Annotated in this window: 12 protein-coding genes; 5 read left to right on the top strand and 7 right to left on the bottom strand. The window is 60.9% G+C overall.

Annotated elements, in window-relative coordinates; all coding sequences use genetic code 11:
- Positions 1-2 precede the first annotated feature (2 nt).
- Genes spoT through recG form a run of 3 tightly spaced genes read left to right on the top strand, consistent with a single transcriptional unit; the run spans position 3 to position 4,893 of the window.
- Positions 3-2,114 carry a bifunctional GTP diphosphokinase/guanosine-3',5'-bis pyrophosphate 3'-pyrophosphohydrolase gene (spoT, locus tag ACMGF9_RS23920; RefSeq protein WP_015379445.1) on the top strand — a complete coding sequence of 704 codons (2,112 nt, stop codon included), beginning with the start codon at positions 3-5 and terminating at the stop codon, positions 2,112-2,114.
- A gap of 5 nt (positions 2,115-2,119) precedes the next feature.
- On the top strand, positions 2,120-2,815 hold the full coding sequence (gene trmH / locus ACMGF9_RS23915) for a tRNA (guanosine(18)-2'-O)-methyltransferase TrmH (protein ID WP_004931227.1): 696 nt from the start codon (positions 2,120-2,122) through the stop codon (positions 2,813-2,815).
- The gene (recG, locus tag ACMGF9_RS23910) at positions 2,812-4,893 is read left to right on the top strand and encodes an ATP-dependent DNA helicase RecG (RefSeq protein ID WP_021504482.1); all 2,082 of its coding nucleotides are present in this window, start codon (positions 2,812-2,814) and stop codon (positions 4,891-4,893) included. The genes trmH and recG overlap by 4 nt, the downstream gene beginning before the upstream one ends.
- Positions 4,894-4,939: 46 nt before the next feature.
- Here the strand turns inward: recG and gltS are convergent, their stop codons facing one another.
- Positions 4,940-6,151 carry a sodium/glutamate symporter gene (gene gltS / locus ACMGF9_RS23905; protein ID WP_004931230.1) on the bottom strand — a complete coding sequence of 404 codons (1,212 nt, stop codon included), beginning with the start codon at positions 6,149-6,151 and terminating at the stop codon, positions 4,940-4,942.
- Between the two features lie 240 nt (positions 6,152-6,391).
- Between gltS and ACMGF9_RS23900 the strand changes: the two genes are divergently transcribed.
- The gene (locus ACMGF9_RS23900) at positions 6,392-7,792 is read left to right on the top strand and encodes a nucleobase:cation symporter-2 family protein (protein ID WP_075684478.1); all 1,401 of its coding nucleotides are present in this window, start codon (positions 6,392-6,394) and stop codon (positions 7,790-7,792) included.
- A gap of 128 nt (positions 7,793-7,920) precedes the next feature.
- Positions 7,921-9,582 (top strand): AsmA family protein, encoded by a 1,662-nt coding sequence (locus ACMGF9_RS23895; RefSeq protein WP_118911627.1) that lies wholly within the window; start codon positions 7,921-7,923, stop codon positions 9,580-9,582.
- A gap of 37 nt (positions 9,583-9,619) precedes the next feature.
- Here the strand turns inward: ACMGF9_RS23895 and fabY are convergent, their stop codons facing one another.
- The 6 genes from fabY to ACMGF9_RS23865 form a co-directional block, all read right to left on the bottom strand.
- Positions 9,620-10,567: a fatty acid biosynthesis protein FabY gene (fabY, locus tag ACMGF9_RS23890; protein ID WP_004931235.1), complete on the bottom strand. Its 948-nt coding sequence runs from the start codon at positions 10,565-10,567 to the stop codon at positions 9,620-9,622.
- A gap of 21 nt (positions 10,568-10,588) precedes the next feature.
- On the bottom strand, positions 10,589-11,026 hold the full coding sequence (gene dtd / locus ACMGF9_RS23885) for a D-aminoacyl-tRNA deacylase (protein ID WP_025304712.1): 438 nt from the start codon (positions 11,024-11,026) through the stop codon (positions 10,589-10,591).
- Positions 11,023-11,916 carry a virulence factor BrkB family protein gene (locus ACMGF9_RS23880; protein WP_004931239.1) on the bottom strand — a complete coding sequence of 298 codons (894 nt, stop codon included), beginning with the start codon at positions 11,914-11,916 and terminating at the stop codon, positions 11,023-11,025. The genes dtd and ACMGF9_RS23880 overlap by 4 nt, the downstream gene beginning before the upstream one ends.
- Positions 11,917-11,967: 51 nt before the next feature.
- Positions 11,968-12,558 (bottom strand): glucose-1-phosphatase, encoded by a 591-nt coding sequence (gene yihX, locus ACMGF9_RS23875; RefSeq protein ID WP_004931242.1) that lies wholly within the window; start codon positions 12,556-12,558, stop codon positions 11,968-11,970.
- Positions 12,559-12,724: 166 nt separating this feature from the next.
- Positions 12,725-14,548, bottom strand: coding sequence for a ribosome-dependent GTPase TypA (gene typA / locus ACMGF9_RS23870; protein ID WP_004931243.1), 1,824 nt, complete (start codon positions 14,546-14,548; stop codon positions 12,725-12,727).
- A gap of 56 nt (positions 14,549-14,604) precedes the next feature.
- Complete coding sequence (locus tag ACMGF9_RS23865) at positions 14,605-14,871, bottom strand: hypothetical protein (protein WP_103086273.1); 267 nt, start codon at positions 14,869-14,871, stop codon at positions 14,605-14,607.
- Between the last annotated feature and the right edge of the window lie 7 nt (positions 14,872-14,878).

Raw genomic sequence — 14,878 nt, 5'->3', positions numbered from 1 at the left:
CCTTGTACCTGTTTGAAAGCCTGAATCTGCTGATTCAACGTTACCTGCCCGAGGAGCAGATTAAGCGCCTCAAACAGGCATACCTCGTCGCGCGCGACGCGCACGAGGGCCAGACACGCTCCAGCGGTGAGCCCTACATTACTCACCCGGTCGCCGTGGCCTGCATCCTGGCGGAAATGCGTCTCGACCACGAGACGCTGATGGCGGCGTTGCTGCACGACGTCATCGAAGACACCCCGGCCACCTATCAAGATATGGAACAGCTGTTCGGCAAGAGCGTCGCCGAACTGGTTGAGGGCGTCTCCAAGCTCGACAAGCTGAAGTTCCAGGACAAGAAAGAAGCGCAGGCGGAAAACTTCCGTAAGATGATCATGGCGATGGTGCAGGATATCCGCGTCGTGCTGATCAAGCTGGCCGACCGTACGCACAACATGCGCACCCTTGGTTCGCTGCGCCCCGACAAACGCCGGCGCATCGCGCGTGAAACCCTGGAAATCTACAGCCCCCTCGCCCACCGCCTGGGTATTCATCACCTGAAAACCGAGCTGGAAGAGCTGGGCTTCGAGGCGCTGTACCCAAACCGTTATCGCGTGATCAAGGAAGTGGTGAAAGCCGCGCGCGGCAACCGCAAAGAGATGATTCAAAAAATCCTCTCCGAGATCGAAGGGCGGCTGACCGAGGCCGGCATCGCCTGCCGTGTTAGCGGGCGGGAAAAACACCTTTACTCCATCTACCTCAAGATGCACCTGAAAGAACAGCGTTTCCATTCCATCATGGATATCTACGCGTTCCGGGTGATCGTCAAAGAGGTCGATACCTGCTACCGCGTGCTCGGCCAGGTGCACAGCCTGTATAAACCGCGTCCGGGGCGGGTGAAAGATTACATCGCCATTCCCAAGGCCAACGGCTATCAATCGCTGCATACCTCGCTGATCGGCCCGCACGGCGTGCCGGTCGAAGTGCAGATCCGCACCGAAGACATGGATCAAATGGCTGAGATGGGGGTGGCCGCGCACTGGGCTTACAAGGAAAGAGAACAGGGCGAAACCGGCACCACGGCGCAGATCCGCGCCCAACGCTGGATGCAAAGCCTGCTGGAGCTGCAGCAAAGCGCCGGCAGTTCGTTTGAATTTATCGAGAGCGTCAAATCCGATCTATTCCCGGATGAGATTTACGTTTTCACCCCGGAAGGCCGCATCGTCGAGCTGCCCGCCGGCGCCACGCCGGTCGACTTCGCCTATGCGGTGCATACCGATATCGGCCATGCCTGCGTCGGCGCGCGCGTCGATCGTCAGCCGTACCCGCTGTCGCAGTCGCTGACCAGCGGCCAGACCGTCGAGATCATCACCGCGCCGGGCGCACGGCCCAACGCCGCCTGGCTGAACTTCGTGGTCAGCTCGAAAGCGCGCGCCAAGATTCGCCAGATGTTGAAGAACCTCAAGCGCGACGACTCCGTCGGCCTCGGCCGCCGTCTGCTCAACCATGCGTTGGGCGGCAGCCGCAAGCTGGCCGAAATCCCGCAGGAAAACATTCAGCACGAGCTGGACCGCATGAAGCTGGCGACGCTGGACGATCTGCTGGCGGAAATCGGCCTCGGCAACGCCATGAGCGTAGTAGTGGCGAAGAACCTGCAGGGCGATCAGTCCAGCCTGGGCACCACCTCCGGCGTGCGCAACCTGGCCATCAAGGGCGCCGACGGCGTGTTGATCACCTTCGCCAAGTGCTGCCGTCCGATTCCGGGCGACCCGATTATCGCTCACGTCAGCCCGGGCAAAGGGCTGGTGATCCACCATGAATCCTGCCGCAATATTCGCGGCTATCAGAAAGAGCCTGAGAAGTTCATGGCGGTCGAGTGGGATAAAGAGACCGAGCAGGAGTTCATCGCCGAGATCAAGGTGGATATGTTTAACCACCAGGGCGCGCTGGCCAACCTGACGGCGGCGATCAACGCGGCCGAGTCCAATATTCAGAGCCTGAACACCGAAGAGAAAGACGGTCGGGTTTATAGCGCCTTTATCCGCTTGACCACCCGCGATCGCATCCATTTGGCAAACATTATGCGTAAAATCCGTATCATGCCGGATGTGATCAAAGTTAACCGCAACCGAAACTAGCGCTTATGAGTCCTGAACGCTATGCGCGGATTTGTGAAATGCTCGCGACCCGGCAGCCGGATTTGACGGTCTGCCTGGAGCAGGTGCACAAGCCGCATAACGTCTCCGCCATTATCCGCACCGCCGACGCCGTCGGCGTGCATCAGGTCCACGCCGTGTGGCCCACCACCCGCATGCGCACCCTGGTCTCCTCCGCCGCCGGCAGCAACAGTTGGGTCAGCGTTAAAACCCATCGCACCATCGGCGACGCGGTCGGTCACCTGAAAGCGCAGGGCATGCAAATTCTGGCTACCAACCTGTCTGCGCGCGCAGTCGATTTCCGCGAGGTGGACTACACCCGGCCCACCTGCGTGCTGCTCGGCCAGGAAAAAACCGGCATCACCGAAGAAGCGCTGGCGCTGGCCGATCAGGACATCGTCATTCCGATGATCGGCATGGTGCAATCGCTCAACGTCTCCGTAGCCTCCGCGCTGATCCTGTATGAGGCGCAGCGCCAGCGGCAGAACGCCGGCCTGTATCGCCGCGACAACAGCATGCTGGATGAAGAAGAGCAGCAGCGTCTGCTGTTCGAAGGCGGTTACCCGGTGCTGGCCAACGTGGCCAAGCGCAAAGGGCTGCCGCGCCCGCAGATCGATGAACAGGGCCAGGTGGTCGCCAGCGCCGAATGGTGGGCGGCCATGCAGGCGACGGTGCGCAAATGAAAGGCCGCCTGCTGGATGCTGTCCCACTCACCACGCTTTCCGGGGTTGGCGCCAGCCAGGCGGGCAAATTGGCCAAACTCGGCCTCGACACCATTCAGGATCTGCTGCTGCACCTGCCGCTGCGCTACGAAGACCGCACCCGCCTCTACCCGATCAACGATCTGCTGCCGGGCATCTACGCCACGGTAGAGGGGGAAGTGCTGCGCAGCGACATCAGTTTCGGCCGCCGCCGCATGCTGACCTGCCAGATCAGCGACGGCACCGGCATTCTCACCATGCGGTTCTTCAACTTCAACGCCGCGATGAAAAACAGCCTGGCCACCGGCCGCCGCGTGACCGCCTACGGCGAGATCAAACGCGGCAACCACGGCGCGGAGATCATCCATCCGGAATACCGCATTCAGGGCGAAGCCAGCGAAGTCGAGCTGCAGGAGTCGCTGACGCCGGTTTACCCCACCACCGAGGGAGTGCGGCAGGCCACGCTGCGCAAGCTGACCGATCAGGCGCTGGCGCTGCTGGATACCTGCGCCATCGCCGAACTGCTGCCGCCGGAGCTGAGCGGCGGCCTGATGAGCCTGCCGCAGGCGCTGCACACCCTGCACCGCCCGCCGCCGGACATCCAGCTGGCGGATCTGGAGCTGGGCAAACACCCGGCGCAAAAACGGCTGATCCTCGAAGAGCTGTTGGCGCATAACCTCAGCATGCTGGCGGTGCGCGCCGGCGCCCAGAGTTATCAGGCGCAGCCGCTGCTGCCGGACGATCGGCTGAAAAAACGTTTTCTCGCCCAGCTGCCGTTCTCGCCGACCGGCGCGCAAACGCGCGTGGTGGCCGACATCGAAGCCGATATGCAAAAAGACTTCCCGATGATGCGGCTGGTGCAGGGCGACGTCGGCTCCGGCAAAACGCTGGTGGCGGCGCTGGCGGCGCTGCGCGCCATCGCGCACGGCAAACAGGTGGCGCTGATGGCGCCGACCGAGCTGCTGGCCGAGCAGCACGCCAACAATTTCCGCCAGTGGTTTGAACCGCTGGGGCTGGAGGTCGGCTGGCTGGCCGGCAAACAGAAAGGCAAGGCGCGCATCGCGCAGCAGGAAGCCATCGCCAGCGGCCAGGTGTCAATGGTGGTCGGCACCCACGCCATCTTCCAGGAGCAGGTACAGTTCAACGGCCTGGCGCTGGTGATCATCGATGAGCAGCACCGCTTCGGGGTACATCAGCGGCTGGCGCTGTGGGAGAAAGGCGAAGAGCAAGGCTTCCACGCCCATCAGCTGATCATGACCGCCACGCCGATCCCGCGCACGCTGGCGATGACCGCCTATGCCGATCTCGACACCTCGGTCATCGACGAGCTGCCGCCGGGCCGCACGCCGGTGACCACCGTCGCCATTCCCGATACCCGCCGCGCCGACATCATTCAACGGGTGAAGAGCGCCTGCCTGGAAGAGGGGCGGCAGGCTTACTGGGTGTGTACGCTGATCGAGGAATCTGAGCTGCTGGAAGCGCAGGCGGCGGAAGCCACCTGGGAGGAATTGAAAGCCGCATTGCCGGAGCTGAAGGTGGCGCTGGTGCACGGCCGCATGAAAGCGCAGGAGAAGCAGGCGGTGATGCAGGCGTTTAAACAGGGCGAGCTGCAGCTGCTGGTCGCCACCACGGTGATCGAAGTCGGCGTCGACGTACCGAACGCCAGCCTGATGATCATCGAGAACCCGGAGCGGCTGGGCCTGGCGCAGCTGCACCAGCTGCGCGGCCGCGTAGGGCGCGGCGCGGTGGCCTCACACTGTGTGCTGCTGTACAAAACGCCGCTGAGCAAAACCGCGCAAACGCGCCTGCAGGTGCTGCGCGACAGCAACGACGGCTTTGTCATCGCCCAGCGCGATCTGGAGATCCGCGGCCCGGGCGAGCTGCTCGGCACCCGCCAGACCGGCAGCGCCGAATTCAAAGTGGCGGACCTGCTGCGCGACCAGGCGATGATCCCCGAAGTGCAGCGCGTCGCTCGCCACCTCCACCAGCACTACCCGGAACACGCCCAGGCGCTGATTGAACGCTGGCTGCCGGAGAAGGCACGCTACTCCAACGCATAAAAAAGGGCGCCGACGGCGCCCTCTTCTTTTTTTCTGGCTCGCGATATCACCCCACCGCCGGGAACACCGGCAGCAGCAGATACAGCTTGATGACGATGGCATTGGCGATATCGATAAAGAACGCCCCCACCATCGGCACCACCAAAAACGCCACGTGCGACGGGCCGAAACGATCGGTGATCGCCTGCATGTTGGCGATCGCCGTCGGCGTGGCGCCCATGCCAAAGCCGCAGTGGCCGGCGGCCAGCACCGCCGCGTCGTAGTTCTTGCCCATCACCCGGTAGGTGACGAATATCGCGTACAGCGCCATCACCAGCGTCTGCACCGCCAGGATCGCCAGCATCGGCAGCGCCAGCGAGGCCAGCTCCCACAGGCGCAGGCTCATCAACGCCATCGCCAGGAACAGCGACAGGCTGACGTTACCCAACACCGACACCGCCCGCTCAAACACGGTATAGAAGCCGGTGAAGGCCAGCGTGTTGCTGAGGATCACCCCGACGAACAGCACGCAAACGAAGTTCGGCAGTTCAAACACCGTGCCGCTCAGCAGGCCGGCAATCAATTGCCCCAGGCTCAGACAGATGGCGATCATGGCGATGGTTTCGATCATCACCAGCGAGGTGATGAGACGGCCGCTTTCCGGCTTCTCAAAACCGCTCGGCTGCACGCTGTCATCCGGGGTGCCTTCCGGCGTGGAGGAGTGCTTGACCAGATAGCGCGCCACCGGGCCGCCGATCAGACCGCCCAGCACCAGGCCGAAGGTGGCGCAGGCCATGGCGACTTCCGTCGCGTTTTCAAAACCGTAGCGCTCGATGAACAGCTTGCTCCAGGCCGCCCCGGTGCCGTGGCCACCCGACAGGGTGATCGATCCGGCAATCAGGCCCATCAGCGGATCCAGCCCCAGCATTTTCGCCATGCCGATGCCGATGGCGTTCTGCACGATAAGCAGCCCCAGCACCACGAACAGGAACACTACCAGCACCTTGCCGCCGGCGCGCAAACGCGCCAGGTTGGCGTTCAGGCCGATGGTGGCGAAGAAGGCCAGCATCAGCGGATCCTTCAGCGACATGTCAAAACTGACTTCCCAGTTGACGAGCTTTTTCAGGGCTAACAGCAGGAGGGCCACCAGCAAACCACCGGCGACGGGAGCGGGAATGGTATATTTTCGCAGCAGGGGAATGGTTCTGACGCACTTGCCCCCGAGGAGCAAAACCAGCGTCGCCGCGACTAACGTGCCATAAGTATCAAGATGAAACATCCAGGTACTCCATGTAAGGGAAAAGATCCAAATAAAAATAATAAGTTATAGAAAACCACTTAGTTTTTAAACTTGATGAGTGCAGGATTAGAAGTAAAAAACGCTGAGATGACAAGAAAAAATGAATGAAAATGCGACATAAACGGGAAAGTCGGCAACATAATATTTACGCGCAACCGTTTGCTTTTGCGGGGCGGGGCATTAAAATGCCTGCTTTGCCGTATCTGGAAACGCCACACCATGAGCATGTCATCCTCCGAGCTTGATGCCGCGCGCCAAGCCGCCTCAGAACCCCGCGCCAGTGAACTGATTTATCGCCTGGAAGATCGCCCGCCGCTGCCGCAAACGCTGTTTGCCGCCGGCCAGCATCTGCTGGCGATGTTCGTCGCGGTGATCACACCGGCGCTGCTGATCTGCCAGGCGCTGGGCCTGCCGGCACAGGATACCCAGCACATCATCAGCATGTCGCTGTTCGCCTCCGGTCTGGCTTCCATTCTGCAAATCAAAACCTGGGGGCCGGTGGGTTCCGGGCTGTTGTCGATTCAGGGCACCAGCTTCAATTTCGTTTCGCCGCTGATCATGGGCGGTCTGGCGCTGAAAAACGGCGGCGCCGACGTGCCGACCATGATGGCCGCGCTGTTCGGCACGCTGATGGTCGCTTCCTGCACCGAAATTTTACTGTCGCGCGTGCTGCATCTGGCGCGCCGCATTATCACCCCGCTGGTTTCCGGCATCGTGGTGATGATCATTGGCCTGTCGCTGATTCAGGTCGGTCTGACCTCGATCGGCGGCGGTTATGCCGCGATGAACGATCACAGCTTCGGCTCGCCGAAAAACCTGCTGCTGGCCGGCGCGGTGCTGGCAGTCATCATCCTGCTGAACCGCCAGCGCAACCCTTACCTGCGCGTCGCTTCGCTGGTGATCGCCATGGCGGTCGGCTATCTGTTGGCCTGGGCGATGGACATGCTGCCCGCCGGCGCATCGGCAGCCACAACGGCGGCGATCACCATTCCCACGCCGCTCTATTACGGCCTGGGCTTCGACTGGAACCTGCTGCTGCCGCTGATGCTGATCTTTATGGTCACCTCGCTGGAAACCATCGGCGACATCACCGCCACCTCTGACGTCTCCGAACAGCCGGTCAGCGGGCCGCTGTACATGAAGCGCCTGAAGGGCGGCGTGCTGGCCAACGGCCTGAACTCGATGCTGTCGGCGGTGTTCAACACCTTCCCCAACTCCTGCTTCGGCCAGAACAACGGCGTGATCCAGCTGACCGGCGTCGCCAGCCGTTACGTCGGCTTCGTGGTGGCGCTGATGCTGATCGCGCTGGGGCTGTTCCCGGCGGTGGCCGGCTTCGTGCAGCACATTCCCGAGCCGGTACTGGGCGGCGCGACCATCGTGATGTTCGGCACCATCGCCGCCTCCGGCGTGCGCATCGTGTCGCGCGAGCGCCTGAACCGGCGCGCCATCATGATCATGGCGCTGTCGCTGGCCGTCGGCATGGGCGTCTCCCAGCAGCCGCTGATCCTCCAGTTCGCGCCGGACTGGCTGAAAACCCTGCTCTCTTCCGGCATCGCCGCAGGCGGCATTACCGCCATCGTGCTGAACCTGGTGTTCCCGCAGGAACACGAGAAAAAGTAACCCGCCCATTGACGTTCAAACGGCCGCTTGCGGCCGTTTTTTATTGTCTATCAGACCATTGCCCTTGAGATGCCCGGCCAATTACGGCATAAACAGGGTATCTTTTTTGACCGATGCGGATGTAGACGATGAAATTTATCGGAAAGCTGTTGCTGACGTTGCTGCTGCTGACCGTGCTGGCGGCGGTGGTGCTGTATCTGGTGGGGCAAACCCGCTGGGCGGCAGGCCGCCTGAGCGCCTGGATCAGCGACAACAGCGAATACCGCCTGTCGATAGGAAAAATCATCCATTCATGGCGCCAGCCGGACCAGATCGGTCTGGAAGAGGTGCAGCTGGCGCGCAATGGCCAGCCGCAGGCGCTGGCCGCCAAACGCGTCGATCTCGGCCTCAGCCTGCGCCAAATCACCGAACCGCGCTATTTCCACAGCGTCACGCTGCGTGACGGCACGCTGAACGTGCAGCCGCAGACTGCTGCGCTGCCTGTACAGGCCGACGTGCTGCAGCTGAGCAACATGGCGCTGCAATCCAACGATAACGAGTGGCAGCTCAACGCGCAGCGGGTCAATGCCGGCATCACGCCGTGGCGCCCGCTGGCCGGCCATCTGCTGGGGGACAACAATCAGTTCCAGTTCAGCGCCGGTTCGATGACGCTGAACGGCATCCCCGCTTCGAAGGTGTTGGTGCAGGGGGAGCAAAAACAGGGCCAGCTGCTATTGAACAATTTCGGCGCCGATCTGGCGCAGGGCGACCTGACCGGCGTGGCCAGCCGCGCCGCCGACGGCAGTTGGCAAGTGGATCGCCTGCGGCTGAGCGGCGTGCGCATGCAGACCCCGTTGACGCTGGCTGAATTCATGCAGCGCTTTACCACCCTGCCGCCGGTCACCCTCAAGCGTTTCGATCTGATCGACGCGCGCCTGGAAGGCAAGGCGTGGGCGTTTAACGATCTCGATCTGTCGCTGCAAAACGTCAGCGTCGAAAAAGGCGACTGGCGCAGCGAAGACGGCTCGCTCAACGTCAATGCCAGCGATGTGATCAACGGCGGTTTCCACCTGATCGACCCGATCGCCACCCTGCGCCTCTCCTCCGCCGGCATCGCCATTCAGCAGTTCACCACCCGCTGGGAAGGCGGGCTGCTGCGCACCTCCGGCAATTGGCTGCGCGCCGGCAAACGCCTGCAGCTGGATGAAGTGGCCATGGCGGCGCTGGAGTACACCCTGCCTATCGACTGGCGCGAGCTGTGGCTGAAACCGCTGCCGGACTGGCTGGCGGAGGTGTACGTCACCAAGCTGACCACCAACCGCAATCTGATCATCGACATCAACCCGGCATTCCCGTTCCAGATCACCGCGCTGGACGGTTACGGCAGCAACCTGCTGCTGGCGCACGACCACCAGTGGGGCATTTGGTCCGGTTCGCTGAACCTGAACGGCAGCGAGGCCACCTTCAACAAAATCGACGTGCGGCGCCCTTCGCTGGCGCTGAACGCCGACGCCAACCAGATCGCCGTCACCGAGCTCAGCGCCTTTATGCCCAATGGGTTGCTTGAGGCCAAAGCGACCGTCGATCAGCTGCCGGGCAAGCCGTTCCAGCTGACGCTGCACGGCCGTTCGGTACCGCTCAATACCTTGCAGCAATGGGGATGGCAGCCGGTGCCGCTGACGGGCGACGGCAACCTTGAGCTGCAGTTGAAAGGGCTGTTGAACAGCGACGGGCCGTTCAAAGCTTCATTGAAGGGGACTCTGCAAGCCACCGCCGGCGACGGCCAGACGGTGAACCAACAGCTGCCGTAATCTATCGCGCGGCCCGCCGCCAGGCAGGGCCGCCGTTTTACTCTTCCAGCGCTTCGGAACCGCCCTGATCCAGCGGCACATCCGGCTCAGCCGGCAACACCATGTAGGTGCCTTCGAACACCGCGCCCTTATCCTCATCGCCGAACAGATGCACTTCGGCGTGCACGCGCGCGCGGCGGCCTCGCGCCAGACGCGCCAAATCACCGCTTAACGAACCGAGATCCGCCACCGCCCGCGGCCTGCCGGTGATCGGTTTGCTGTAGCGAATGTGCGCGTCCGCCAGAATGATGGTGCCACCGAGATGGCGCTCGCGCAGCAGCAGCCAAATCAGCCCCCAGGCGGTCAGCGTCGCCAGCGAGAACAGGCTGCCGGCAAACAGCGTATGGTGCGGGTTCTGGTTGCCGATCTCCGGCATGGTGGTGACGAAGCGCTGGCCGGTGTACTGGCTGATGCGCACGCCCATCTTTTCGCTCAGGGGGATATGTTCATACCAGGCCTGCTGCAATTGGCCGCACCAATCGGGGCGATGCAGGATATCGTCCAGCGTCGCTACCGGTTTGATCATCAAAAAGTGGCGGATCGGGGTGGTCTGCGGCGCAGTGATCTCGCCCTGATTGACGAACCCCAGCTTGGCAAAGAAATCCACCGCATCTTCACGGGCGCTGCACACCACCCGCTTCACGCCTTCCTGCCGCGCGACGGACTCCAGCGTCATCGCCACCAACGTCCCCAGCCCTTTATCCTGCAGCGTCGGGTCTACCGCCAGAAAACGGATCGCCGCCTCGTTGTCGGCATTGATGTACAGCCGCCCGATGGCGACGATTTTACCGGCCTCGTCCACCACCATTTGGTGATGGGCCATGGCGTCATAGGCATCCTTTTCCGAACCCACCGGCTGGTGCAGCGGCTTGCGCAGCATTTCCCAGCGAAACTGGTAATACTCTTTCAGTTCTTGCTCTGTTACGGGTACTCGTAGGTGATACATAGACGCCTGTTCTCCGAATGCTTAGACCTGTAGCCAGAATGTCACCGGACCATCGTTGACCAGCGCCACCTGCATGTCGGCGGCGAACTCGCCGGTCTGGGTCTCTACGCCGCGTTCGCGGCACTGGCCAACAAAATATTGATACAACCGATCGGCTTCCTGCGGCGCGGCGCCGCGCGAGAAGCTGGGCCGCATGCCTTTCTGGGTGTCCGCCGCCAGGGTGAACTGCGAAACGACCAGCACGCTGCCCCCGGCCTGCTGGACGTTGAGGTTCATCTTGTCGTTCTCGTCGCCGAAAATGCGGTATCCCAACACGCGTTCGCACAGGCGCTGCGCTTTTTGCTCGTTATCGCCCTGCTCCACGCCCAATAACACTAACAAACCGGGGCCAATTTTGCCTACCGTCTCGCCACCCACCGTGACGCTGGCGTTTAACACCCGTTGAATCAACGCAATCATTCCTGCTGCCCTTCTGGTTTTGGTTCCTGTTGCTCCGCCTTCTGCCGGCGGTAGTCGCGATATTCGCCAATGGTCACGGTGATTTCCGCGCCAAGTAACACGATACACCAGCTCCAGTAGACCCACAGGAATAAAATCGGGATCACCGCCAGCACGCCGTAAATCAGCTGATAGGAAGGGAACATGGTGACGTACAGCGCGAATCCCTTCTTGCCCAGCTCGAACAGCAATCCGGCCACCACCGCGCCAATCAGCGCGTCTTTGGGCGGCACGCGCACCGTCGGCACGATGCAATACAGCAGCCAGAAGGAGATGCACGACAAAATCAACGGGAAGATGCGCAGCACCTGATCCACCAGGCCATTGACGCCGGTCTGCGCCAGCCAGTTGAGCGACAGCAGGTAAGAACTGATGGCCATGCTGGCGCCCACCAGCAGCGGCCCCAGCGTCAGCACCATCCAGTACACGGCGAAGGAGAAGACGATCGGCCGTTTGTTCTTGCTGCGCCAGATGGTGTTCAGCACGCTGTCCACCGAGGAAATCAGCAACAGCGCAGTGACGATCAGCCCGCAGGTGCCGACGGCGGTCATCTTGTTGGAATTGGCGACGAACTGTTCCAGGTAGTTCTGGATCACGTTGCCGGCGGCCGGCACGAAATTGGAAAAGATAAAGCTCTTCAGCTGCTCGCTGATGTCGGAAAACATCGGGAAAGCCGCGAACAGCGCGAACACCACGGTGACCAGCGGCACCAGCGACAGCAGGGAAACATAGGCGAGATGGCCCGCCAACATCGTCAGGCCATCATGATCGATACGCTGGTACAGCAGCCGTCCGAAGGTGACGCCGGGCTTAATCGCAGAGGGCAGCTTCTTGCGGCGGAAAAACGACATGGTCACTCCTTGATGTCCGTTGATACGCCTTAAGCTTAACGCGCCCTGCGCTCATTGAGCAAAATAGGCCGGCACCACGTCGCGATCGGTGACGTGCACCGTCTTGATCCCCAGCGCCTGCGCGGCGAGGACGTTCGCCGGGTGATCGTCGAAGAACACCGCGTCGGCGGCGGCGGTGTTTTCCGCGGCCAGCACATGTTGATAGATATCGGCCTCCGGCTTGCGCATGCCGAGATCTTGCGACAAATAGAGATGATCGGCGGCGGCGGCCACTTCAGGATAGTGCTGCGGCCAGTAGTTGCAGTGCAGACGGTTGGTGTTCGACAGCACCACCACCCGGTGGCCTTCGTTGCGCAGGCGCTGCATGATGTCGATCACTTCCGGGCGCAGCGCGACAAATACCGCCTGCCAGCCGGTGGCGAATTGTTCGAAGCTGAGCGCAATGCCCATTTCATCGCACAGCTTGCCGGCGAAGTCTTCATCGCTGATTTCACCACGCTCATGTTGCTGGAACACCTCACCCATGGCGAAACGATCGGACAGCACCGCCAACGGCGTGCCGCTCAAATTGCTCCACACGCCCAGCACACGCTTGAAATCGATATCGACGATCACATTACCTAAATCAAAGATATACAGCATAGTCCTCTCCTGATGGGCCGGTGAGATTTCACTGTAGCGGGAAAAGGAACAGCTGAACAGGGAGCGAACGGAAAAGCGCATAGCGCGCCGCACAAACGGGGAACAACAGAGGAAAAAACTCAGGGCGCGAGAACCGCGCCCTAAGCATGAGACACTCAATCAGCGATTAAGCGTCTTTAGGACCGCGGCTGGCACGCTTACGATCGTTTTCCGTCAGGTGACGCTTACGGATACGGATCGAGGTTGGCGTCACTTCTACCAGTTCGTCGTCATCGATGAACTCCAGAGCTTGCTCCAGGGTCATTTTGATGGCCGGAACCAGGGTAGTCGCTTCGTCAGTACCGGAAGCACGCATGTTGGTCAGCTTCTTACCGGTCAGGCAGTTTACGGTCAGGTCGTTGGAACGTGAGTGAATACCGATGATCTGGCCTTCATACACTTCCGCACCGTGGCCCAGGAACAGCTTGCCGCGATCCTGCAGGCCGAACAGCGCGAACGCGACCGCTTTGCCCTGGCCGTTGGAGATCAGCACGCCGTTCTGACGCTGGCCCACTTCGCCCGGACGCACGTCGTCGTAGTGGCTGAAGGTGGAGTACAGCAGACCGGTACCTGAAGTCATGGTCATGAATTCGTTACGGAAGCCGATCAGACCGCGGCTTGGGATCACGTAGTCGAGACGCACGCGGCCCTTACCGTCCGGATCCATGTTTTTCAGGTCGGCTTTACGCTCACCCATCGCCTGCATCACGGAACCCTGATGCTGCTCTTCGATATCCAGCGTTACGTTCTCGAATGGCTCCTGCTTGCGGCCATCGATTTCGCGGAAGATAACTTTCGGACGGGAAACCGCCAGCTCGAAACCTTCACGGCGCATGTTTTCGATCAGCACCGACAGGTGCAGCTCGCCACGACCGGATACGCGGAAGGCATCCGCATCGTCGGTTTCTTCAACGCGCAGCGCCACGTTGTGCACCAGCTCTTTGTTCAGACGGTCAAGGATCTGACGCGACGTCACGTACTTACCTTCTTTACCGCAGAACGGCGAGGTGTTGACGTTGAAGAACATGGTTACGGTCGGTTCGTCGACGGACAGCGCCGGCAGCGCTTCTACGGCGTTGGTGTCGCAGATGGTGTCGGAGATGTTCAGCTCGCCCAGGCCGGTGATGGCGATGATGTCGCCCGCTTCCGCCAGGGTGCTGTCGATACGCTCCAGACCCAGGTGACCCAACACTTTACCCACTTTACCGTTGCGAGTTTTGCCTTCGCTGTCGATGATGGTGACCTGCTGGTTCGGCTTCACTTTACCGCGCTTGATGCGGCCGATGCCGATAACGCCCAGGTAGTTGTTGTAGTCCAACTGGGAGATCTGCATCTGGAATGGCGCTTCCAGCTCAACCTGCGGCGCAGACACGTGGTCGACGATCGCCTGATACAGCGGGGTCATGTCTTCCGCCATGTCGGTGTGGTCGACACCGGCGATGCCGTTCAGCGCAGAAGCGTAGATGATCGGGAAGTCGAGCTGCTCGTCGGTCGCGTCGAGGTTCACGAACAGGTCGAACACCTGATCCACAACCCAGTCAGGGCGCGCGCCAGGACGGTCAACCTTGTTGATGACCACGATCGGCTTCAGACCGTTGGCGAAGGCCTTCTTGGTCACGAAGCGGGTTTGCGGCATAGGGCCATCCATTGCATCCACAACCAGCAGCACCGAGTCAACCATCGACATCACGCGCTCTACCTCGCCGCCGAAGTCGGCGTGTCCCGGGGTATCCACGATGTTGATACGGTAACCGTTCCAATTAATGGCGGTGTTTTTTGCGAGGATGGTAATCCCACGCTCTTTCTCCAAATCGTTGGAGTCCATTACGCGTTCGGTGGCTTCCGCACGCTCTCCGAAAGTACCGGATTGTTGCAGCAGCTTATCAACCAGGGTGGTTTTACCATGGTCAACGTGGGCAATAATGGCGATGTTACGCAAATTTTCGATCACAGCTTTGCCTCGGGCATTAGAAATAGCGCGCTATTGTACACGTATTAAGCGAGGGACTAAACAAGATCACAACCATCTCTTATAAACAACCGCGTACCGGTCAGTTTGTGATCCCTTTCACGGTGCAAAAAGCCGCAATCGTTGCACTTTTGCACCATTTCAGTGCCCACGCCCACCCCAATTGCACCATTTCGGTGCAATTTATCACTGATGGTGCATACTGTGGTTGGGTAAAACCCGCGCAGAAAGGCGATGAAAGCCTTTTTTAAAAGTTGGCACGCTTTTCGCTTTAGTCTTTTCAAGGCGAAAAAAGCCAGTTCCACAGATTCG

This window comes from Serratia sp. BNK-23 (genome assembly GCF_047456145.1).
Taxonomy (GTDB): Bacteria; Pseudomonadota; Gammaproteobacteria; order Enterobacterales; family Enterobacteriaceae; genus Serratia; species Serratia nematodiphila.
This window is presented reverse-complemented; position numbering and strand designations above follow the sequence as displayed.

Bases quoted from the DNA above. Each gene is read 5' to 3' on its own strand.
- trmH (WP_004931227.1), top strand. From the start codon at position 2,120: ATGAGTCCTGAACGCTATGCGCGGATTTGTGAAATGCTCGCGACCCGG.
- recG (WP_021504482.1), top strand. From the start codon at position 2,812: ATGAAAGGCCGCCTGCTGGATGCTGTCCCACTCACCACGCTTTCCGGG.
- gltS (WP_004931230.1), bottom strand. From the start codon at position 6,151: ATGTTTCATCTTGATACTTATGGCACGTTAGTCGCGGCGACGCTGGTT.
- ACMGF9_RS23900 (WP_075684478.1), top strand. From the start codon at position 6,392: ATGAGCATGTCATCCTCCGAGCTTGATGCCGCGCGCCAAGCCGCCTCA.
- ACMGF9_RS23895 (WP_118911627.1), top strand. From the start codon at position 7,921: ATGAAATTTATCGGAAAGCTGTTGCTGACGTTGCTGCTGCTGACCGTG.
- fabY (WP_004931235.1), bottom strand. From the start codon at position 10,567: ATGTATCACCTACGAGTACCCGTAACAGAGCAAGAACTGAAAGAGTAT.
- dtd (WP_025304712.1), bottom strand. From the start codon at position 11,026: ATGATTGCGTTGATTCAACGGGTGTTAAACGCCAGCGTCACGGTGGGT.
- ACMGF9_RS23880 (WP_004931239.1), bottom strand. From the start codon at position 11,916: ATGTCGTTTTTCCGCCGCAAGAAGCTGCCCTCTGCGATTAAGCCCGGC.
- yihX (WP_004931242.1), bottom strand. From the start codon at position 12,558: ATGCTGTATATCTTTGATTTAGGTAATGTGATCGTCGATATCGATTTC.